This is a genomic window from Paraburkholderia sp. BCC1876, from assembly GCF_902833695.1.
Lineage (GTDB): Bacteria > Pseudomonadota > Gammaproteobacteria > Burkholderiales > Burkholderiaceae > Paraburkholderia.
Genome location: NZ_CADFGI010000004.1, coordinates 306965 through 327482, shown reverse-complemented (window position 1 = coordinate 327482; position 20518 = coordinate 306965). Strand labels below are relative to the sequence as shown.

16 protein-coding genes are annotated in these 20518 nt (G+C 57.5%); 3 read left to right on the top strand and 13 right to left on the bottom strand.

The features are described from left to right. Positions 1 to 180: 180 nt before the first annotated feature. From HWY05_RS16860 to HWY05_RS16850, 3 genes are read right to left on the bottom strand one after another with little or no spacing between them, the layout of a single operon-like run. Entirely contained in the window at positions 181 to 432 is a 252-nt protein-coding gene (locus tag HWY05_RS16860) for a hypothetical protein (RefSeq protein WP_176058983.1), read from the bottom strand. A gap of 47 nt (positions 433 to 479) precedes the next feature. Continuing rightward, positions 480 to 2717, bottom strand: coding sequence for a hypothetical protein (locus HWY05_RS16855; protein ID WP_176058982.1), 2238 nt, complete (start codon positions 2715 to 2717; stop codon positions 480 to 482). Beyond that, positions 2714 to 3892, bottom strand: a complete 1179-nt coding sequence (locus HWY05_RS16850; protein WP_176058981.1) for a hypothetical protein — start codon at positions 3890 to 3892, stop codon at positions 2714 to 2716. The genes HWY05_RS16855 and HWY05_RS16850 overlap by 4 nt, the downstream gene beginning before the upstream one ends. Positions 3893 to 4131: 239 nt before the next feature. Between HWY05_RS16850 and HWY05_RS16845 the strand changes: the two genes are divergently transcribed. Further along, positions 4132 to 4491 (top strand): Rrf2 family transcriptional regulator, encoded by a 360-nt coding sequence (locus HWY05_RS16845; protein ID WP_176058980.1) that lies wholly within the window; start codon positions 4132 to 4134, stop codon positions 4489 to 4491. 433 nt (positions 4492 to 4924) lie between these two features. Here the strand turns inward: HWY05_RS16845 and HWY05_RS16840 are convergent, their stop codons facing one another. Next, complete coding sequence (locus HWY05_RS16840; RefSeq protein WP_244146624.1) at positions 4925 to 5944, bottom strand: hypothetical protein; 1020 nt, start codon at positions 5942 to 5944, stop codon at positions 4925 to 4927. A gap of 197 nt (positions 5945 to 6141) precedes the next feature. Between HWY05_RS16840 and HWY05_RS16835 the strand changes: the two genes are divergently transcribed. Continuing rightward, on the top strand, positions 6142 to 7170 hold the full coding sequence (locus tag HWY05_RS16835) for a restriction endonuclease (RefSeq protein WP_176058979.1): 1029 nt from the start codon (positions 6142 to 6144) through the stop codon (positions 7168 to 7170). Between the two features lie 151 nt (positions 7171 to 7321). Here HWY05_RS16835 and HWY05_RS16830 read toward each other — a convergent pair whose 3' ends face one another. From HWY05_RS16830 to HWY05_RS16815, 4 genes are read right to left on the bottom strand one after another with little or no spacing between them, the layout of a single operon-like run. Continuing rightward, positions 7322 to 7987: a hypothetical protein gene (locus HWY05_RS16830; RefSeq protein ID WP_176058978.1), complete on the bottom strand. Its 666-nt coding sequence runs from the start codon at positions 7985 to 7987 to the stop codon at positions 7322 to 7324. Next, on the bottom strand, positions 7984 to 8604 hold the full coding sequence (locus HWY05_RS16825; RefSeq protein ID WP_176058977.1) for a 7-cyano-7-deazaguanine synthase: 621 nt from the start codon (positions 8602 to 8604) through the stop codon (positions 7984 to 7986). Before HWY05_RS16825 ends, HWY05_RS16830 begins: the two co-directional genes overlap by 4 nt. After that, positions 8601 to 9935 (bottom strand): nucleoside 2-deoxyribosyltransferase, encoded by a 1335-nt coding sequence (locus tag HWY05_RS16820; protein WP_244146623.1) that lies wholly within the window; start codon positions 9933 to 9935, stop codon positions 8601 to 8603. The genes HWY05_RS16825 and HWY05_RS16820 overlap by 4 nt, the downstream gene beginning before the upstream one ends. Positions 9936 to 9937: 2 nt before the next feature. After that, positions 9938 to 10324, bottom strand: coding sequence for a hypothetical protein (locus tag HWY05_RS16815; RefSeq protein ID WP_244146622.1), 387 nt, complete (start codon positions 10322 to 10324; stop codon positions 9938 to 9940). Positions 10325 to 10641: 317 nt separating this feature from the next. On the opposite strand from HWY05_RS16815, the gene HWY05_RS16810 reads away from it, so the two are divergent. Beyond that, on the top strand, positions 10642 to 11538 hold the full coding sequence (locus HWY05_RS16810; protein ID WP_176058976.1) for a DUF2971 domain-containing protein: 897 nt from the start codon (positions 10642 to 10644) through the stop codon (positions 11536 to 11538). A gap of 115 nt (positions 11539 to 11653) precedes the next feature. Here the strand turns inward: HWY05_RS16810 and HWY05_RS16805 are convergent, their stop codons facing one another. The 5 genes from HWY05_RS16805 to dnaA all read right to left on the bottom strand — a co-directional run bounded on the left by HWY05_RS16805 (position 11654) and on the right by dnaA (position 20244). After that, positions 11654 to 12568 (bottom strand): hypothetical protein, encoded by a 915-nt coding sequence (locus HWY05_RS16805; RefSeq protein ID WP_176058975.1) that lies wholly within the window; start codon positions 12566 to 12568, stop codon positions 11654 to 11656. A 446-nt stretch (positions 12569 to 13014) separates the two neighbouring features. Next, positions 13015 to 13941: a DUF2971 domain-containing protein gene (locus tag HWY05_RS16800; protein WP_176058974.1), complete on the bottom strand. Its 927-nt coding sequence runs from the start codon at positions 13939 to 13941 to the stop codon at positions 13015 to 13017. A 792-nt stretch (positions 13942 to 14733) separates the two neighbouring features. Next, positions 14734 to 17205, bottom strand: coding sequence for a DNA topoisomerase (ATP-hydrolyzing) subunit B (gene gyrB / locus HWY05_RS16795; protein WP_035554203.1), 2472 nt, complete (start codon positions 17203 to 17205; stop codon positions 14734 to 14736). 113 nt (positions 17206 to 17318) lie between these two features. After that, complete coding sequence (dnaN, locus tag HWY05_RS16790; protein WP_035554206.1) at positions 17319 to 18422, bottom strand: DNA polymerase III subunit beta; 1104 nt, start codon at positions 18420 to 18422, stop codon at positions 17319 to 17321. 220 nt (positions 18423 to 18642) lie between these two features. Then, positions 18643 to 20244, bottom strand: coding sequence for a chromosomal replication initiator protein DnaA (gene dnaA / locus HWY05_RS16785; RefSeq protein ID WP_035562529.1), 1602 nt, complete (start codon positions 20242 to 20244; stop codon positions 18643 to 18645). Between the last annotated feature and the right edge of the window lie 274 nt (positions 20245 to 20518).

Below are 20518 nucleotides of genomic sequence, written 5' to 3'. Positions count from 1 at the left end.
TGAGAGCTGGGTGCCGGCATCGCGTTGACAGGTGCTTACCAGGTGCAGTCGGACGCTCGCTCACGGAGCAATGAAGCGCTGAGGGACGCCGTCGCCTTCGACTCGGTAGCCCGCCGTTGCCGAACAACAACGGCGACAAGTGGGAAAGTTTGCTCTGGCTCCGCCGAACTGACTGAAAGGTCAACAGTCGGCGAGGACATCCTTGAGCTTCCGATAACGCTTACCCAACTCTCGCACGAGCGAGTGTTCGTCATAGATAGCGACATCGAATCGTCGCGTTGCTGCATTGATATTTCGTCCGTCGACGGAGTCCGCATAGCCAGCCATCAAAGCGCCATGGACGCCTTCCGCATACTGCTCAGCAACGTGGTATTGGTCGTACAAAGTCAGCACGCGATATTTTCTTTTGACGTCGTCGCGGGCTTCAGCCACTTCGGCGCTTTCATCGGCACATCACGATGCGACCGACAACACCCCGTTCAAAAGTCGTCGGGAAGGGTCTCGCTTGCCGGCATCGCGTCGAATCCAAACAGCATGCGGAGCAGGCGAAGCTTGTGGGTGGTGCCTTCCAGCTTCGGCCGGATGCGAGCCTTCAGCTCATCAAGGTGCTGTTGTTGAAGGCGCAATTTGCGTGTGTACAGCGCGAACGCAAACTCGCACGCTGCCTCTCCTTGTCGCCGGTCGTGCTGCTCGAAGATGTTTACCAGCAGGTCCAACAAGAACTGGCTGGCACTCGCTTCCCGCGAGTAGTCCAGCTCGCTGGGTCGCGCGCAGCGCAAAAGTGCCGCCTGGATTGCGCCATCGTTGTACCGCGTAAAGTTCTCTGGATTGAGGACGACCTGCTGAAATGCGTCTGTGGCGAGCCGGTCGCTTTCACTCGCAAATTTTTTCCCCTCTCTAGCATTCTGAAGAAGCGCGCCGGCCGTCGCCAGAACAGCAGCGTTTGTGTCGTTCCTTTCCTCGTAGAATCCGTCCCAGTACGCAAAATCTGGACGGAGTCGCATATCCTCAACGAGGCTGTCGTCTCGCGGCATGAAGACCGCGTTCCCCAAGCCGTTCGCGGAGCCAGCGAGGAGCTCGAGGCGCGAAGCGAAAGGGTCACCCAACTGTCGTTGAATATTTCGGAAGGCCTGCAACTCTTCTTCGAACGATTCGTCAATACCTTGCCCAACAGCAATGCCCGCGAATCGTTCGATTCTGATTTCGGCTCCTGAAGCCGAGTGTTTGAGATTCAACGGAAGTGCGGAGAGCTGAGCTGCGGTTTCCGCAATCTGGGCCCCAATGAAGTAGGTGCGCGCTCCCGAATGGACGTCGCGTAAGTCTCGGCCTATCGAAAGGAGGCGCGTACCACGCCCGACCACGGCTGCAATCACCAGAATCCCGGCGGCGCTATCCAGCTTGGCATCGCCAGACTCGATTCCCGTATCGCTTATCAGCATAAGTGGAGTCGCTCGATTCATGACCTCTTGCAGCCGCTCGGCGCAGTGTTTCGCAATCTCACGCGAAGCTTCATCATCTTGATAAACGATGGCGCTCACCGACGCGGGGGTCTGCTGACTCACCAGCTTGTCGACGAAATGCTTGAAGCCGAGGTCACCCAACAGCTTCCGTCCATCGAGATAAATGGGGCGGACCTTCGCGGTTGGAATCGGGCCACGCGCTTGAACAGCGAGCGCGCCGTTCAGACCAAAGGCCTTACAGAAATCAGAGACCTCCGGCAGTCGATGTTGCAACTTTCGGAGCAGGACCGATTTCGGCAACAAGTCTTCCGGAGCGAAGCGCTCGCCGACGATTGGCAGGTCCTTCAGGTGTTTATGGTGCGGCTTGTCACTGAGGCCTGCAGGAGCCGGAAGTGCAAATAGAGCATCCTGGGCGTCCTTCGCGTCGAGGAGCGTTAGAAGTGTGACCACCTCGGTGGCGTCGCATTTCACCTTCTGTTTCCAATCTCGCTCCAGATTCATCGACGATGATGCCGAGATGAGCGTGAACGACGTGCCATAAAGTGGCGCATCGATTTTGTCTATCCCTTCATGAGAATGGAACGTGACTACGCGAGGCTTTGGAACTTTGAACAACGTGCAGTACATGTCACGCAGCGCATAGGCCACCGCAGCAATTCCCATCGTGTCGACGAAAATCACATCGAGATTCGCCCCAACTTTCAGGGCGCGATTGCAGAGCTTTTCGAGAAGGGCAAATGCGAGGAACTGGACTCCTTCAACTTCGGTCAACGCTTCTTCGGCGCGCAAGAAGTGCGTCGAGCGCTTTTGAGATGGTTTGACGAAGGTGAACCCGGGCGGCGCAACGACGGAGACGTGCTTGGCCGAAAACAGTTCTTTGAGACCCGCGTTCCGGATGGCAACGCTCTGGCCACGAAACAAGCGTTCGAGGTGAGCAACGGGGTTGGTGAGCGCATCCACCCGGTTGATGGTGCCGTCGTGGCCAAATGAGCAGATACAAAGACAGACTTTGGTCGACGTACGGTTCGAAGCCTGGACGAGCAGCGGTTGCTCGAACGCCTCCTTCACCTCAGCGGCTTCCTCCGACTCACAGATGATTGCGACCACGTCCGGCGGATTGATGCCCTGCAAGCCGGCCTCAATGGCATCGGCCAGATTTTCTCCGTTGAACATGCCTGGTGGCTTGAAGAGCAAATGGAAGTTTCGGACTGGCGAACTACTTTCGAGCATCCAATCAAACGCAAAAAAGCCCTTCATCGCGACACCGCCGTCGTCATGGGAATCACAATGGAGTACGACGCGCCTGCGGTGTGGCTCAATTCTCTCTGGTTTTCAAGCCAATGCGTTGGCTCAAATGCGCCAGCGGGTGTATTCGAAAAATCTTGGACGAGACAAATCCGTCCCGTGCGGAGGCGAAGATATGCGTTCAACTCGCTGAGTGTCTTGAGTACATAGGTGAGTCCACCACCGCTTGCATTCGTTTCCTTCGTTGTTTCGTGCAGAGCGAAGCAACGTTTGACGATGTCGACCTCTTCGTCAATGGAAAGAGCTCCTGCCGACGGCGCACCGTATCGTGACATCCAGCGACGGACGAGACCTGGCCCGGTGTCGAGCACTGTCAACTCTAAAAACGACGTACGCTGAAGCGGGGAATCTCCGCCAGGAGCCGCTGCCGCATGGGCTGCAGAATGCTCTGCGAGGTATTCGCTAAATACCGCGTCGTCGGATACCACCTGCTCGTGTTGAGCATCGCGGTCATAGGAAATGAACTTCGCCATGAGCGCCCGTACGTTTCTGACATAAGGTTTCCCTTCCTCGTCGACGGTCGCGTGTTCATCCGTGTTCTTGAAGAGCTCGTAAATCAACGTCCCAATCGCGGTGTTATCTTGCTCGGAAACCTTCCATTCCGCCGCGGGCGCGCATGCGCTAATTATGTTCGAGGTGAGCCGGACAAAGTCCGCTCGCGAGCGTAGCCCACTGGGATGCGGCCGGCTATAAAACGGAAGGAGATATTCGTTCTTCGCCCGCGCGAAGCAGCAGAGGAAGACCCCTCTGCCGCGCATCGTGTCTCGGAACTGACTCTCCTGCATAGCTTGGATTCTGCCGACGCCAAAAGACAGCGCCTCCCGAGTCGATAGCGGGTCGTCACGTCCGGGCACTTCGACCGAGCCGGCGAAATACGTGGACACCAGCCCGTGAGGCTCTTGCGCCAGGGCTTCCATCGGATTGCTGTCCGCGTTTCCGTACAGTCGAAGTGCGGAATGCATTTGATGACGCGACCACGTCGCGACATATTGCATTAGCGCGGACGGGACGCCAACAGCACCGCCATATCGAAGGGCAAGTGGAATTCGCAAAATCGGGTCACGGCCAGCCTCGTCGTAGGCGGCTTCAATCTCGCGAAGGCTGACGGCCTGTTGGAACGAAATCATAGGGGAATTGTAGAGCGCTCGGGATTCAGGACACCGACAGCCGTCTGCGATTTCCACGTGCAGGTACTCGAACGTGGCCTTCGCCGACAATTCGATGACACGAGCATAGCCAACATAGGAAGCGCTGTAACACGGGCATGGCCGTTGAGAGCATGTCTTGTGGCTCCCTCAGGTCGGTCTGCGAAACGCCATTCTAGCGCTCGCTTTATGTGGTTGCCTACCGAGAACGCATCGGTTCGATGCGGGTGCTGGCCACAATCGCGGTCGTGGTACGGCGGATGTTTGGCGGATTGCGGGACGCTGGATACGTGCACTCAGAAAAGGGACACGGTGGCGGCTGGGTTCTGGCCACGCCGCTTGAGGAAATTACGCTGCTCGACGTCTATCGGGCGGTGGGCGAGCCGCCGTTGTTTTCCGACCTCGTGTCAGAAGACCATCCCGAGTGCCTGGTTGAGCAGGCTGTGAACGCACATCTGTCGGCAACGCTGCGAGACGCCCAAAGCGCGCTGCTTGCCGAATTCGGAAGAGTCACTCTTGCAACGTTGGCGTCGGACTTTGACGAGGCGGCAATGCGAATCAGAAAGCGTCGCCAACGTTGATGCCAGCGCGAACACTGTTCAAGATAGGCCGACCGCCCAATGGCGACCGACACGCTCAAATTCCGGGGCGGTGCAAAGAACCGTTGTGAAGCCGGCGGTTATCAATTCGGGTGCGACGTGCGACGCCCTGGGCGCAGCCCCGTGAGGCGGGCTTTTCTCGAGCGGCGCTGACTTTCGGAGTTACTTTAGCTGGAGACCAGCGCCCGGTTTCGAGCGCTGACGCTTTCACCCTTTTTCGCCTGAAGGTCCGCGCGACCGACTTACGGGTTGCCTTTCAGGGTGAATGGAGCCGAGAGCGACTGCACATCAATCTGCTGCCCCAGCACCACCATAAAAGTCGACTCGACTTTGAACGGAATGGCCACGAACCTTAGGGTTCTTCCGCGAAACGCGTGCTTTGGCGAGGCCCGAAACACGACGTGAGCCGATTCCATCAATGCCCCCAACCGAGCTCTCTAAGAATGAACCCCATTGCATGCAAGGCAAGCTCGGCGTCCTCGTTCGATACCTCCCGCAGGTTGAGACGCTCACGCTCATTATCCTTCCCACGAGGGTGAAGAAGGTTGACGGTCTCGAGAGCCGCACGAATCAGCCGTCGCTCATTTTCACCAACATGTTTGCCAATTGCCGTGAGGCATGGACCTAGGTCTTTGTGGACCGCTTTCTCGTCACCGCTCAATTGGCGTAACCACCGGCCAGCGAGAACCGCGCACAGGTTTCGGCACTGGTCTACAACAGAAGTTGGAGAATCGCGATACGCCACCTTCATGACGCGGTCGTAAGCATCCACGACGGATTTCTGATTTTCCTCCGGAATTCGGGCCATGTTGAGAGCGGGCAGTATCCCAAACGCAGACTCAGCTCGAAGAGTAACCAGCACGTCCTGGCTGACCGTTTGTTCAGTCTGCAATATTCGCCAAAGCGAGTGTGCTCCGACGTGACCTATCGCAAGCTGGAGACCTTCCCCGCGGTTCGGGCGCCCCAGCAGTTCGGTGCAGTGAATGAACACGTTCAGTTCTTTGGTTACTCGACCGTCCGGCCGGCTCCGTCTACTGTCAGACAACGAATTGGGGTGGGCTTCTACGAAGACCGATTCCCGATTGTTCTTGGTAAATGACTGAAAAGCACGGCCTCGTCGAACCCGAGACACCGGGTCAAACGAATCCTCTCGGAAAATCCATCGAAACGGGTCGCTCAGCATGCCGCGAGGCAAATTTTCGAGGTCGGAAGGTGACTCGACGAGCGCACACTGTGAGATTATCGGTGCTGGGACTGTGAGATGGGTCGGATTGTCGGTGCCTTCATAGATTAGGCCGTTCTCGTGTTCGATGCCAAGGCGGGACATAATCTTTTCGGTGGACGGATGACCATCTAAATATATCGCACGGCGACCATTGACGCTTGGTACTTCACCATTGTCCGCGCCGACCGGACCACTCAACAGCAACTGCAATAAAAATCGACGCGATGCGTCTCGGCAACCGTGCAAACGCTCGGCAAAGCAAGCCAGTTCTTGTCGAGAGGCCTAGCGTTCGCCTTCTGCACTCTGCATCTTCCCGTCGGCCCATATTCGGAGTCAAGGTTTGGCGCGACCTTAAACTGGAAGAGCCACTATCTCGACGAAATAGCACGACCACCGCAGGAGAATTCATGTCCTTACCATGGAGAGCCTATCAACAGGATGTCGCAGGGCTATTTCGGTCGCTTGGCTGCTCGGTTGAGGTGGAAAAGGAGGTAGCGGGAGCGCGGGGCATCCATGTGGTTGACGTGCTTGCCGAAACAACCTTGGCAGGTGTCGGCATTACTTGGGTCATTGAGTGCAAGCTTTGGAACACAGCTATTCCGAAGGAAAAGGTTCTGACTCTCGCTCAGGTTGCTTCAGACGTTGGCGCCGACCGGGCTTTCCTTCTGTCTGAATCCGGTTTTCAGGCCGGCGCGATTCGCGTTGCCCAAAGCACGAATATCACGCTAACAAGCTTGCAGGAGCTTCTCGATAGCGCCAGAGGGGAACTGCAGAAACGTGAGCTAGTGGTTCTTATGCAAGATACACATCGCTTGCAGCAGCAAATGCATGACTTTTTTATCCTAGACAACGGTTCGCTGGGACCACCGGCGGGAGCGGACCGCGAGTCGTTCCTCGACCTGCTTGCGGCCGTGTTCGAGTTGAACTCGATTGCGCTCCCGCGCGCCCAAGCCGGCGATTTTCCAGTCACGATGACCACGGGCGGCTCCCTTACGCGATTCTCAGATATGGCGACCTTCATAGCCTATGCGCGCCGCGAACTCGAGCGGGTGGCCACTTGCCTTGCCGCCGCAAAGCAGGAGGTCGACAATGTGCGGAGACATGCGGGCCAGTTATTCTCAGGATTTGCTCACGAAGTCGGCGACTTCCTTGACCACTCAGGGGCAATCCTCCTCGCGAACAGCGTAGAGAATATCGACCAGAGTCAGCTTTCCTTCGCACTCGATTGCATGAAGCGCGTTGGCGACCGGGCAAAGGAACTTCGGACATCAGTCAGTGGCAGAGCTTCAAATGCACTTTCTCGGGTGATGCGGGCGTTGATTGATGGGCCTTATCTGTTACTTCCCCAGATGCGCTGCGAGGACGACCAGTGGCGCAAATCGCGCGAATCGGTCGAGGCACCGCTCGGAGAACTGGCGGCTCTTTTACGGCGCTGACGAATTGAACGGCTGAGTAGCGATTTCGAAACGAATCTTTTCTTCGCGCCTGTGGTGCGAAAAGAGCGGCCATCGGAGAGCGACGACAACGACGACGGAATTACGGCCTCCGGAATGCTGGGGCGCACTGACTGCGAGCCACCGGCGGAGCCTAGACGCCGAGCGTCAACTGCACCTGAGCTGGCGCCACTGCCCGGCGCCAAAGCCAGGCATCAAACTCGCGTCGCGGAAGAGAAAGAAGGTCGGCTGCGCAGCAGAACGACTTGCGCAGGAAGTGGTAGTCATCGTTCTCGACACCGACCGTCTTGGCGAACGTCCGCACGTGGCGGTCAACTGCGATGGAGTCGATTCCAACGAGGCATGCCATGTAGTCCACGGTCTTCGGACCGATACCATTGACGGTCTGAATCGCGTCGCAGAACTCGTCGGATATCAGGCCGGCGCGCAAGTCCTTCGCGTCCTCGATTCCCCAGTCCTTTAAGAAAACTACCAACGCTTCGAACCTGGTCACCTTCTCGTGGTGGCGCCAGTTCAAGAATGCACCGGTCTCACCATTCTGAACCAGGGAGACCAATGATGAAATCGTACGGCGTGTCGGATGCGTCCGCAGAATAGCCAGCACCCGCGGACGCACAACCGTGGTGTAGTTGAGTCCGGCCTGGAGCACCGAATCGCCGAGAACGGCTCCCAGGTGGTCGCACGTAGCACGCGGATGCTTCTCCTCGAAGAGCGCACCTTCATCCTTCGCATGGTCGGCAATGCGACGCGCTGCGAGCAACACCTCGATGGTGGACCCTTTGGCACCAATCCTGCTCATACCAGCTTCGCCTCTTTCAATGCGTTCAGGCGCTCGACGCAGTTGGGACAGGCGCCGCACGGAAACTGTGCGGACGCCTGGCACGAGTAGGTTCGCCCGATAGGCACGCCAAGTTCTGCGGCCACCCGAGCCACGTCCGCCTTAGACGAGTAGCGGAAGGGCGAGTGAAAGCGGACGGGACCAATGCTTGATGTGAGTGCGTCGAGGCTGTTCATAAACGCGGCAGTGCAGTCAATCTCTTTGGCGTGGTTGCTGTTGATGAAGCCAGTATAGACATCCAAGATACCGACTGTCTGTGCGCGCGCAGCAGCAGCGGCGAAAAACAGCATCGTTCGGTACGGGATGTACAAGTCGTCGTCCTTGACCTCTTCGGTCCAGAGGTCAGCTTCGCGAATCAGCCGCGACTGCGACCCTCTGAAGATATCAGACATGTTGAAGCGCTCAGGCCGCTGCATGTCGGCGGGCAAGACTTCGTTGACGCGACTCCACTCCACTTCTACGCAATGTTGCCCGTAGTCAAAAAAGATTGGTACAACCTTAACGCCCGTCGCCACGAGCTGGTATCCAACAGTCGTTGAGTCCAGCCCGCCGGAGGCCAGAAGAAGGGCTTTTTTCATCGCGATTCGGCCCTCAATTTAGCAAGAGCGTTGAAGGTGCCGTTGAGGCACGCGTCAAGGTCCGCGGAGTATACCGAACTTCCGACGACTACCATCGTGTTCTCATTTTCCTGCCGTGGGTCGAAGGTGATGACGGGCTTCCCCATCGCAATTGCGATACCGACTTCGACGAGCGTCCCAGGGTCGCGGTCGAGGGGCACGGCGAAGACTGCATCGCATTCCTTCAGCAGCTCGTAGTCCATGTGATACGTGCGATACAGGTCGCCCTCGCTCGCGGGCCGCTTCAATTCGCCGTTCTCCAAAATAGGACGCCGCACCCGGAAGTTGTGATACGTGAGGCTATCCACAGCACGGTCGAGTTCCTGCTTCTCGACGTACGAGACGTCCGGGCCGGCAAGGTAGATGGAGTAGCTCGGTCGGTCGTGCCACGGAAGCATGGTCCCACCCAGCGCCTGCAGCACATCCAACGAAAGCAGGAACCCGCGCCCCACATCGCGCTTGATGTCATCAGGAAACGTCGACTGTGAGTACACCGTCGCAGCCTGGCATCCGCGCCATGCCGCCTCCATCCATCCCTTGTGAGAGAGGGCCACCATCACAGAGGAATAGACGTCGCCCACGCCGACAGAGTTGACGGTCTTACCTAGCGTTGCGGGTATTTCTTCGACGCCGCCATCGCGCATATCGAAGAGCCGACTTCCGCCACGATTCTCCTTGAGCAGGAACACCTCCGGTGACAACGCCTTCACCGCATCTATCAATCCATCAACGTCGACCTTGCCGAGCGCCTCGAACAGCGAAGACGACGTCGAGATGATGACCGCCTGCACGCGCCCGGTGAACGTCTTGAGCGACGACAGGTTCTCGAGGTCATACGCGATGTCGAACGAGAACCGCGCGTCCTTCGAAAATGCGTCGGAGAGTGCACCAATATCGAACCGGCCAGGGAAGACGACCACCTTCTGGTAGGCATCGAGGCTCGGCAGCGGGTCGTGGAACTTCGCTACCTTGGTATCGCGCATCAAGTCTTCATAGCCTTGATGCGACACCTCTGTAGCGTCACCAATGAGGATGACGTTCGGAGCGCCGACGACATCACCAAGCCAGATAAACTCTTTGCACCCGCACTCCGCCAGATAGTGCTTCGCTTCGTCAACGAGATACCTAGGGCAAACCGCAGCCACGGAATATTCGAGCCCTGCCGCCCAGAGACCCCGCGCAGCATGTGCGACGCCCCCCAAACGAAGCTTGCACCTTGCACCACGCTGGGCGAGCGTAAAGTCGACGACCAGCTCTCCAACAATCAGAACTGCGTCTGTGTGGGTCATCATGGTTATTGCGGCGCGAAGTCGGCCTCAACGGTGGGAACAGGCGCGACTGCAGACGAACTAACCACGCCGACGTAGCTTACGCCGCTTGCGAGACAGGCCGCGAGATAGTTGAACGCTGTGGGGAGCGCTCCAACTTTCACACTGTTCACATCGACTGCGAAGATGCGCTTCTTGTCGAAGACAATGCCCAACTGGTCGCCAACAGCGGGGACCTTCTTGAATTGCGAATAGAAGTCGCTGTTGCCGACATCCTCCAGCAGGCAAGAAAACGCCTGTTTGCATTTGTCGACGCCGCTTGTACCACCGGCCATGCCGGTACCTTCTCCGGTGACTTCCTTGGCCTTCGTTCCAGGATAGTCCGAAAAGTTGCCCGAGCCTGAGCTTCCCATAATGCCCCCGTTACGTGGTTGATAAAGTCCTATGCTGAAGTGTATGTGCTTTATTCTCCTAGATAAACAAGTGGCAGCTATTCCGTTACCGAGATTTCGACGCGCCGATTCGCAATATATGCCAAAGACATAGTTGAAATGCATAAGTCGGAAAAAGTCCATGGCGCGAAAAACGTGTTGTCCCGAAACAACCTCAAGGCACAATGAGCATCGACACAGCGCCCGGAGCCACCTACATAAGTCGGCCGCCGTATCGTCTAGTGCAATCCACCATCGCAATGCGTGGCATTTCTGACGCACACCTAAACGAGGCAGTAATGACAAAGAACCTCCTGCACAAGTACGTGAACATCTCTACCTTGAGGCGAATACTCGGAGGGTCTATCCGCATAACCCAACCGGGCGCGTTCAACGACCCGTTCGAACTATTGCCAGAGATAATCGTGCGCGCCGACCAAGGGGAAGAACAAGTCAGCTTCTCGTTCGACATTCTCGCTCCGCGCCGCGCGAATCCGTTGGAGGCAGTCGTCCAGTTGGCTGACGGCCAGGTAGCAAGCGATATCACATCAAGACATATACTCGACGAACTCAATCGGCAGGTTGGCATTCTTTGTCTGTCGAGGTCTCCCAACTCAATTTTGATGTGGTCGCACTACGCAGACCAATATCAAGGCGCAGTCATCTCCTTCGATGCCGACCACAAGTTCTTCATCGGTCAAATCCCGGTCGAGTATGTTGACGGGCGGCCAAAGAAGCACATCGACTCTTATAAATCGGAGCCAGTCCCGTTGGCAGAGCTCTGTGCCAAATCCACCGAGTGGAAGTACGAAGAAGAGGTGCGAATTATTCGCGCCCTTCAGGACTGCAAGAAAGCGGAGTGCACCGACACAAGAGGTTTCCCTGTTTTAACTGTGGACGTTCCTCAAGAAGCCATCGTGACCGTTGCGCTTGGCGAAAGGACGCCCGTCGCTGAACAAAAAGAGGTCTATCAGCTGTTACGGGAGACAAAAATTGGTTTGACGTTGTCAGCCGTCGACAACGTTGGCTACGGATTCCGGCAGGAGCGCATACTGTTTCCCGGCGAGTTCCGGAATCCAACGGTGTCTCCGCGAACTGCTCACATCTTTGCCGACACGGACTCGTTCTTGGCTGAAGTGGCTCGTAGGATGATTGACGACCATCCCGCGAGCGCAATCGTGAACAAGACCGTCTAGTCTGTTCCCCAGGTCGAGACGGGAAGCCCCGCCGCGTTGGGAGTGTCGCTCTCACTACGCAGCTATCTGCCATCGGAACTTCACCCAGATGAATATCCGTGGGGATGCTCTCCACCTACTCGCTTCTACGCCACAGGGCGTGCACATCTCTCATACCGAACCGTAGCCTCGGAAATTCGCCCAGCTCGCGCGCCGTGTCGAACACCTGAAAGTATGCTCCCAGGAACATCCCTTGGTCCCGGCAATAGGTCGTGTACTGATGGAGCTCTCCGTAGTCGAGCGCGATGCACGGCAGTTCAGTTTGCTGGAACGTTTCGAACAATGCCTTGCTGTATTCAGCGTACTTGTCGATGAACAGCTCGCGGACCACCACTAGCGAGAGTACGTTGCGATTGCTGAGGTCGGTTGAAAATTCCCGGTCACCGAGAATCATCCGAAGCGGGCGCGTTTTGCGAAGGTAGCCTACAGCTCCAGACACTTGTTTGAGTGCCTCCTTGACCTGGTGCACGGAGACAGATTTCTTTCGCTCCAGACTGCGATTCAGCGTTTGCTCCGTATTCGGCGAATCCTTGGCTTGCACAACGAGGCACAGGTCGTCAGTTATCACGAGGACGTCAGCAATTTCCTCTTTGTCATAGTGTCTCTTGGGAGCATGATAAATCTGGTCCGGCCTGAAGACCCGCTGGAGCAACACGATGATGTCCAGCTCCTGGTACGCGCCAGGCTCACTTCTCTCAAGCGATGTGAAGCCATATCCTCGACCGCCATGGAATTGGTACAGGTCCGGCCTTAAGTCCGATACTACTAGTTCCTCAGGGAACGACGGCTCGACGAACTGAATGTGAATAGCCTCTGTGTCCTCCTGCGCCCCCCGTAGGCCAAACCACAGATTCGCCTGTTCGTGGGCGGCGACGAAGCTCTCATGGTCCAATTCAGGATACTTCACATGCTCCAAGCGTATCTTTGCCATGAGCGGCACGTCGACCCGCGCCCGATAGCCGAGAAGTTCTCGATTCTGGTCGTCGAACATGTGAACTGGAATCTCGCTTCTTGTTAGCGCGTGCAAGAGGTCCAAGGTTACCTCGTCGTGCGTGAGAAGGCGCCAAGACGTCAGAGGGCTCTCCGCGTCATCAAAGAACGCGCACATCAGACCAACCGTCACCTCTCCGGACACTTCAACAGGAACAGCATAAATCTTAAAGCCACGATTCACCTTTGCCGGAAGAAGGTATCGTCTCTTGCACTTCCCCCTCCTGCTGCTCGTTTGTCTTGTCCGGAATATATTACCTGACAACGTTCTGGAGAAAGGTCGTATCCAGCAATGTTGGGAAAGTAGCAAACGTTGGCTTCGTCAGGGCTTATGCCGTCTCTGGCGGCGCCCCGTGTAATCAACAAGATTCTATGCGTATTGTATATACCATTAGGCATCGCTCCGGCTAGCGCGGAGCCCGCCGCGGTGAACGATTGGGTTCGCGACTACACGAGTCGACGCCCAGAAATCTTTCCGGTTGCGGTCAATGGGTCAAATTCAAAGTCATCAATGGTGAAGTGTTCTGACTCGCGTATCCCGAAGGCTGCAATTTCCAATCCGTCGAGCTGGTAGCGGCCGAGCTTGAAGCCGTCGGTGCGCGGCGTGACCCTGTAAAACTTCGGGTCTTCCCTTGAATCTTCGAAGAGCTTTGCAATCGTCGTGACGATTGCAACGTCGCAGCGCAGTCCAAAGTGGACTGCACGGATACGAAACGGCCGGTCTTGCGCTCCATTTATTTGAGACACGGCGCGCCACTCACGCTCGTAGCGCCACTGAGGCGCCTTCGCGAAGAAGTATTGGTTGAAAATTTTCTTCTCCGCCGCCGCCGAGCGCTTAATCAGCCACAGATGCAGGTCACTGACGTGTATAAATCGGCTCGAGCGGTAGTTAACCGGCCCCAGAACTTTGCACCGGTGGTCGTCAGTTTCGTATTCAATGCAAATTCCGCGATGTTCGTCGGCATAGTGACTCCACATGAGGGGATTGTCCCAACTCGACGCCATCGACAGAACACCGTAGTCCTTGAACTGCGCTTTAAGGTGCACGTCGATATCGCGGACCATGTAGCTCAAGTAGCTCGCGGTCCCATCGCCGTCATCGTCGTGCCTGCCATGCTCAGTCGAGTTATAGCGGTAGCTGGCCATCGCTTGGGCCGCGCGCTCTCTGCCCATCTGCTTCAATGCAACGGCCTTCCAGAGGCGCTCGACCTCACGCCACTCGACATCGACGTGCACCTGAGGGTTGCAATCGAACGGGTCATTGAAAGTGGAAGGCTTCGCGAAAAAAACCTCCGCCTGGCTGAACATCCGTAAAGTCGTCGTGCTGAACGAACGATATTTGAAGAGTTTGGCTGGAGGGAACTGGGCGTTCATTGAAATTTAAGAAGTGTGGATACGCGCCGCCGACGGTTCCCGCCGAGGACTGTCGGGCCGCTCATTGTATTCGTAACCCGGTACCGGGCGCCCGGTCATGGTGCACCGCGCCTGCGCAAAGAGCAAAGATATGAGGGGCAATCGCAAAAAAAGGGCGCTGGAAAATGCTTCAGCGCCCTAGGACAATTAAATCTGGTTACCGCTGACCGCGTAAGGCTCAGCGGCCGTCAAGAGCCCCGTAACCAAAGCTAAATCGAAGCTTCGTAACCGAAATTAATGCACCTCAGCACAGCAGCCCGTCCATAGCCGCCGTTCACTCCACCGTCACCGACTTCGCCAGATTCCACGTTTTTTCCCGCGTCAGATAGTAGCGCATCAACGACCATCGTCTTTCGGAGGCAGTGAGCGCCGTGCGTCTATCTACAAGAACCACAATCTCTAGAGCAAGCAACAGGGTCATCCCGACTACGATGCCCTGGCAACTAACGAAGCCGCTGTGCGTGAGCTGGGCGGCGCTTCCGCAGGCTGAATCGCTTTCAGTACATTGGGCTAAAGCTCAGGCGAGAACCAACGAAACACCGAACGCAGCAGAAATCGGGCTGAAAAGCCGCCCTGATTGTTGCCGAGTTTGAAAAAAAACGAGGGCCAACTCAACGCACTGTGGCCCTCCTTCCTGCGCCTATGACGCCGGTTAGCGTGCCGTCATGTGAGCTATCGGAACGCATCCATCAATAAATGTCTCAACGGATGCCTCTCAAAATCTCAGGTTATGACTCCCGCTACAATGCCCATTCAAACGTCAATATTCCCCGCCCTAAGCGCATTCGACTCAATAAACGCTCGCCGCGGCTCCACATCATCGCCCATGAGCGTCGTGAAGATCCCATCAGCCGCAATAGCATCCTCAATCTGCACACGAAGCAGACGACGCACGGTCGGATCCATCGTAGTCTCCCAAAGCTGCCCAGGATTCATCTCACCCAGGCCTTTGTACCGCTGCTTCGAGATGTTGCGCTCAGCATCCGCCAGCAACCACTTCATAGCACTCTTGAAGTCCGTCACCGCCATACTCCGCTCACCACGCTTGATCACCGCCCCAGCCTGGATCAACCCCTTAAACGTATTAGCCGTATTAATAAGCTGTCGGTAATCCGCAGTCAGCTGAAACTCTTCATCCAGCACAAAAATCTTCTGATTCCCGTGATGCGTCCGCGCGACGCGCAGTGAGCGTAACTCACGCACTTCGTCATACATCGTCGTCACCTTAACTTCAGGCTTCAGCGGTTCATCGCGCAACTTCGCTTCCATCGCCCGAGCCGAAGCCTCAGCCGCTTCCTCACTGGACAGGTCCATCACGACCCCATCCATCACCGCTTCAAGCGCGCCAGCGTCATACAAACGGCTCAACCGATTCACCACCGCCTGCGCCAGCAAATAAGCACGAGCCAACTCACCCAACGCGTCACCAGTAATCGGCGTAGCGCCTTCAGCCGGCACCAGTTCCGAGCCCTGCAACGCCAGCTTCAAAATGTGAGCATTAACCTCGGACTCATCCTTCAAATACCGCTCATCCTTCCCCGCCTTGATCTTGAACAGCGGCGGTTGCGCGATATAGATAAACCCACGCTCGATCATCTCCGGCATCTGGCGATAGAAGAACGTCAGCAACAGCGTCCGGATATGCGCACCGTCCACGTCAGCATCGGTCATGATGATGATGCGGTGATAACGCAGCTTCTCCAGGTTGTAATCGTCCTTGCCGATCCCACAACCCAACGCGGTAATCAGCGTAACGATCTGTTCCGAAGAAATCAGCTTATCGAACCGCGCCTTTTCAACGTTCAGCACCTTACCGCGCAACGGCAAAATCGCCTGAAACTTCCGATCACGACCCTGCTTCGCCGAGCCACCTGCCGAGTCACCCTCGACGATATAAATCTCGGACTTCGCCGGATCCTTTTCCTGGCAATCCGCGAGCTTCCCAGGCAAGCCAACGCCGTCGAGTACACCCTTACGACGCGTCATTTCCCGCGCCTTCCGAGCCGCATCCCGCGCGCGAGCCGCGTCGACAATCTTGCCGACGATGATCTTCGCGTCGATCGGCGTCTCAAGCAGAAACTCCTCGAGCGCCTTCGCGACCACATCCTCCACCGGCGCGCGCACTTCCGACGACACCAGCTTGTCCTTCGTCTGCGCGCTGAACTTCGGCTCCGGCACCTTCACCGACAACACGCACGACAACCCTTCGCGCATATCGTCACCCGACGTCTCGACCTTCGCCTTCTTGGCGACGTCGTGATCGTTGATGTACTTGTTCAGCACGCGCGTCATCGCCGCACGCAACCCGGTCAGGTGCGAGCCGCCGTCACGCTGCGGAATGTTGTTGGTGAAGCACAGCACGTTTTCGTTGTAGCTGTCGTTCCACTGCATCGCGACTTCGACGGCAATGCCGTCCTTCTCGCCGCTGACGTGGAAAATATTCGGGTGCAGCACGGCCTTGTTCTTGTTGATGTACTCAACAAAACCCTTCACGCCGCCCACAAACGCAAAATCTTCTTCCTTACCCGAGCGCTGATCCGTCAAACGAATCCGCACGCCGTTATTCAGGAACGACAGTTCGCGAATCCGCTTCGCCAGGATGTCGTAGTGATATTCGACATTGCCGAAAATCGTGTCGTCGGCGAGAAAGTGCACTTCGGTACCGCGATTCTCGGTATCGCCCGTCACCTGAATCGGCGACACGGCCACGCCATCGATCTCTTCGATGATGCGGTTCTGCGGCACACCACGGTGAAACTCCATGAAGTGCTTCTTACCATCGCGACGAATCACGAGACGCAACCACGCCGACAGCGCGTTCACGCACGACACACCCACGCCGTGCAAACCGCCGGACACCTTGTAGCTGTTCTGGTCGAACTTGCCGCCGGCATGCAACTCGGTCATCACGATTTCAGCGGCACTGCGCTTCGGATCGTGCTTGTCGTCCATCTTCAGACCGGTCGGCACGCCGCGGCCGTTGTCGGTGATCGAGATCGAGTTATCCGCGTGAATAATCACCTGGATGTCGTTGCAATGCCCGGCCAATGCTTCGTCGATCGAGTTGTCGAGCACCTCGAACACGAGGTGATGCAAACCGGTGCCATCCGATGTATCCCCGATGTACATCCCCGGCCGCTTGCGCACCGCCTCCAGACCTTCGAGGATCTGAATGGACGAGGCGCCGTAGCTGTTGTCGGGTTGCGTATTGTTCGTTTCAGTCATGGATTTTTTCCGGTTCTGCGTTACTGCAAGGTTGCTGCTCGGGACTTTTCAAAACACCATAAAAACGCCAAAGGGGCACTGCGCCCCTTGGTGTCTTCTCGGTATTGGACGCGTTAGATGCGCATCGGCATCACTACGTATTTGAACTCGTCGTTCTCGGGAATCGTGATCAACGCGCTGGAGCTGGCGTCGCCCAGGCTCACTTGCAACATGTCGACCTTCAGGTTCGCGAGCACGTCGAGCAGATACGTGACGTTGAACCCGATATCGACGCTGTCGCCGTCGTACGCGATTTCCAGTTCTTCCTGCGCCTCTTCCTGATCGGCGTTGGTCGACATGATCTTCAACTGGCCCGGCTCGATAATGCAGCGCACGCCCTTGAATTTGTCCGACGTCAGAATCGCGGCGCGTTGCAGCGAGCGCTGCAGTTCTTCACGGCCGATCAAAAATTGATTCTTGTGCGACTTCGGAATCACGCGCTGGAAGTCGGGGAATTTGCCTTCCACCAGTTTCGACACCAGTTCGACCTGGCCGAACGTGAACTTCACCTGCGTTTGCGCGATGTCGATCTTCAGCGTGTCGTCGATGTCTTCCAGCAGACGCTGCAATTCCAGAATCGTCTTGCGCGGAATGATCACTTCCTGACGCGCGAACGTGCCCTCGATCTTCATCGACGAGAACGCCAGACGGTGGCCGTCGGTTGCGACTGCCATCAACTGATCGCCGTCCACTACCAGCAGCATGCCGTTCAGGTAGTAGCGAATGTCCTGCTGGGCCATCGAAAAATGGACCATGCCGAGCAACTGGCGGAACGTTTTCTGGGGAACCACGAGGTTCGCGCCGTAGTCTTTAGCTTGCGCGACCGTCGGGAATTCGTCCGCCGCGAGCGTTTGCAGCGCAAAGCGGCTCTTGCCGGATTGCACGGTCAGACGCTTGTCGTTCAGCGTGAGCGTGACCTGCCCGTCGGGCATGGCGCGCAGAATGTCGAGGAGCTTTCTTGCTGCCACCGTGGTCGCCACCGAATCGCCGCCCACGCCGAAATCGGCACGCGTGGTGATCTGCAACTCGAGGTCGGTGGACAGGAACGACACGTCAGGGCCGTTCTTGGTAATCAGCAAATTGGCGAGGATCGGCAACGTATGGCGGCGTTCGACGATGCCGCTCACGGTTTGCAGCGGCCTGAGGAGGTTATCGCGTTCGGTCTTGACCAGTTGCATAGAGTTCCTTCGTTGATATAACGGCCTGCGCGCCTTGCCAGGCAAGCGATCCAGCTCACAGCCGTGGCCCCCCGCCGGCGCCACGCAGCGCCTGCCACAGCGTGAAATCCGCCCGCGGCCGCCGGGCGGTTAAACCTGTATTGTGCCTGAAAACAGAACCGCCTCACTAAAATGGGGGCGAGTTTGGAAATAAACAGGTCGTTTTTCCCAGTCGACTTGCTTAGCCCTTCAGCGTCTGCTCCAGCACGTGCAATTCGTGGTTCAGTTGCGCGTCAGTGCTGCGTTCGGCTGCGATCTTGCGCACCGCGTGCAGCACCGTGGTGTGGTCACGCCCGCCGAACAGTTCGCCGATTTCCGGCAGGCTCTTCTGCGTCAGCTCCTTCGCCAGATACATCGCAATCTGCCGCGGCCGCGCGATGTTCGCCGGACGCTTCTTCGAATACATGTCCGCGACCTTGATGCTGTAGAAGTCCGCGACCGTCTTCTGAATGTTTTCCACCGAAATCTGGCGGTTCTGCACCGTCAGCAGGTCTTTCAGCGCTTCCTTGGTCAGTTCGATCGTGATTTCGCGGCCGTGGAACTTCGAATACGCGAGGATCTTGCGCAGCGCGCCTTCCAGCTCACGCACGTTCGAGCGCAAGTGTTTCGCGACGAAGAACGCGACGTCCTCGTTCAGGCTCACGAACTCCGATTGCGCCTTGCGCATCAGAATCGCGACGCGCATTTCCAGCTCGGGCGGCTCGATCGCCACCGTCAGGCCGGAGTCGAAGCGCGAGATCAGACGGTCGTCGATGCCCGAAATTTCCTTCGGATACGTGTCGCTGGTGATGATCACCTGCGCCTTGTTCGCGACCAGCGCCTCGAACGCGTAGAAGAATTCCTCTTGTGTGCGCGACTTGCCCGAGAAGAACTGAATATCGTCGATCAGCAGCAGGTCGAGCGAGTGGTAGTAGCGCTTGAAATCGTCGAACGCCTTGCGCTGGTACGCCTTCACCACGTCGGACACATACTGTTCCGCGTGAATGTAGCGAATCCGCGCGCCGGCCTTGTCCATCAGAAGCTGGTTGCCGATCGCGTGGATCAGGTGGGTCTTGCCGAGGCCGACGCCGCCATACAGGAACAGCGGGTTGTACGAGATGCCGGGGTTATCCGCGACCTGAATCGCCGCGGCGCGCGCCAACTGGTTGGCCTTACCGGTCACGAAGTTGTCGAAGGTCAGCACCGGGTTGAGCTTCGAGCGCTCGTACATCGAATCGTTTTCGCCATTGCCGTTCGAGTTCGCGCTCTGACCCGGACGCCACGTGCGACGGGCGGCCGCGGCTTCGTTCGCGTCGAGGCTGGGCAGATCGAGGTCGGCGGCGTCTTCGGCGGCGGCGGATGCCGCGCGCGCGTTCGCATGTTGCTGCGCGGCAGCGTTCACGCCGCCGGCGCGTGTGGCATGCGCCGCTTGCACGGCGCCGACGGCCGCGTCCACTGCGGCGCCACCGCCAGAGTTACCGCCCATTGGCGCGGATGAAGATGAAACAGTACGGGTCGAACCCGGCGACGACGTGGCCTGCGGCGCGCGCATGCCGGCTTTCGGGTCCAGAACAAATTGCACGTCGACCGGGGCTTGCCAGAAATCGCGGGCCATATCCGCGATGCGGCCGGAGAACTGGCTCTTGACCCAGTCGAGCTTGAAGCGGTTCGGCGCGGCGATGCTAAGCGTGTTCGCAGCGGCGTCGAAGGCGACCGGGGCCAACGGTTTGATCCACGTCACGTACTGCTGGGGCGTAAGCTCACGCTCCAGCAATGCGGAACAGTGTTGCCAGAAATCGTTCATCGAGTTGCTGTCGTTATGGTGTGCACGGCGGTCGCCGCTGCCCCTGTCGCGTGCGCGCAACAAGGCCCTGAGCAGCCAGGCGTAACGGCTCCAGGCGCTTGTGCCACAAGGGTTTGCGGGGCAAGCGAGCCGGAGCGGCGTGCAGGATTTTTGGGAAGTAAGGCGAGATTCTAACGCCAAATGCTACCCGGAAGGGAGTTATCCACAGGGACGGATCATCGGCCCGAGCCAGCGCCGTCGCAGGCCGGCGAGCGCTAAACTATTGACGGCCAAC

What these genes read in the sequence shown, in the direction of transcription:
- dnaN (WP_035554206.1), bottom strand. Translation starts at nt 18,422, where the DNA reads ATGCAACTGGTCAAGACCGAACGCGATAACCTCCTCAGGCCGCTGCAA.
- dnaA (WP_035562529.1), bottom strand. Translation starts at nt 20,244, where the DNA reads ATGAACGATTTCTGGCAACACTGTTCCGCATTGCTGGAGCGTGAGCTT.
- HWY05_RS16845 (WP_176058980.1), top strand. Translation starts at nt 4,132, where the DNA reads ATGCGGGTGCTGGCCACAATCGCGGTCGTGGTACGGCGGATGTTTGGC.
- HWY05_RS16835 (WP_176058979.1), top strand. Translation starts at nt 6,142, where the DNA reads ATGTCCTTACCATGGAGAGCCTATCAACAGGATGTCGCAGGGCTATTT.
- HWY05_RS16800 (WP_176058974.1), bottom strand. Translation starts at nt 13,941, where the DNA reads ATGAACGCCCAGTTCCCTCCAGCCAAACTCTTCAAATATCGTTCGTTC.
- HWY05_RS16825 (WP_176058977.1), bottom strand. Translation starts at nt 8,604, where the DNA reads ATGAAAAAAGCCCTTCTTCTGGCCTCCGGCGGGCTGGACTCAACGACT.
- HWY05_RS16815 (WP_244146622.1), bottom strand. Translation starts at nt 10,324, where the DNA reads ATGGGAAGCTCAGGCTCGGGCAACTTTTCGGACTATCCTGGAACGAAG.
- HWY05_RS16850 (WP_176058981.1), bottom strand. Translation starts at nt 3,892, where the DNA reads ATGATTTCGTTCCAACAGGCCGTCAGCCTTCGCGAGATTGAAGCCGCC.
- HWY05_RS16805 (WP_176058975.1), bottom strand. Translation starts at nt 12,568, where the DNA reads ATGTTCGACGACCAGAATCGAGAACTTCTCGGCTATCGGGCGCGGGTC.
- gyrB (WP_035554203.1), bottom strand. Translation starts at nt 17,205, where the DNA reads ATGACTGAAACGAACAATACGCAACCCGACAACAGCTACGGCGCCTCG.
- HWY05_RS16855 (WP_176058982.1), bottom strand. Translation starts at nt 2,717, where the DNA reads ATGAAGGGCTTTTTTGCGTTTGATTGGATGCTCGAAAGTAGTTCGCCA.
- HWY05_RS16810 (WP_176058976.1), top strand. Translation starts at nt 10,642, where the DNA reads ATGACAAAGAACCTCCTGCACAAGTACGTGAACATCTCTACCTTGAGG.
- HWY05_RS16830 (WP_176058978.1), bottom strand. Translation starts at nt 7,987, where the DNA reads ATGAGCAGGATTGGTGCCAAAGGGTCCACCATCGAGGTGTTGCTCGCA.
- HWY05_RS16820 (WP_244146623.1), bottom strand. Translation starts at nt 9,935, where the DNA reads ATGATGACCCACACAGACGCAGTTCTGATTGTTGGAGAGCTGGTCGTC.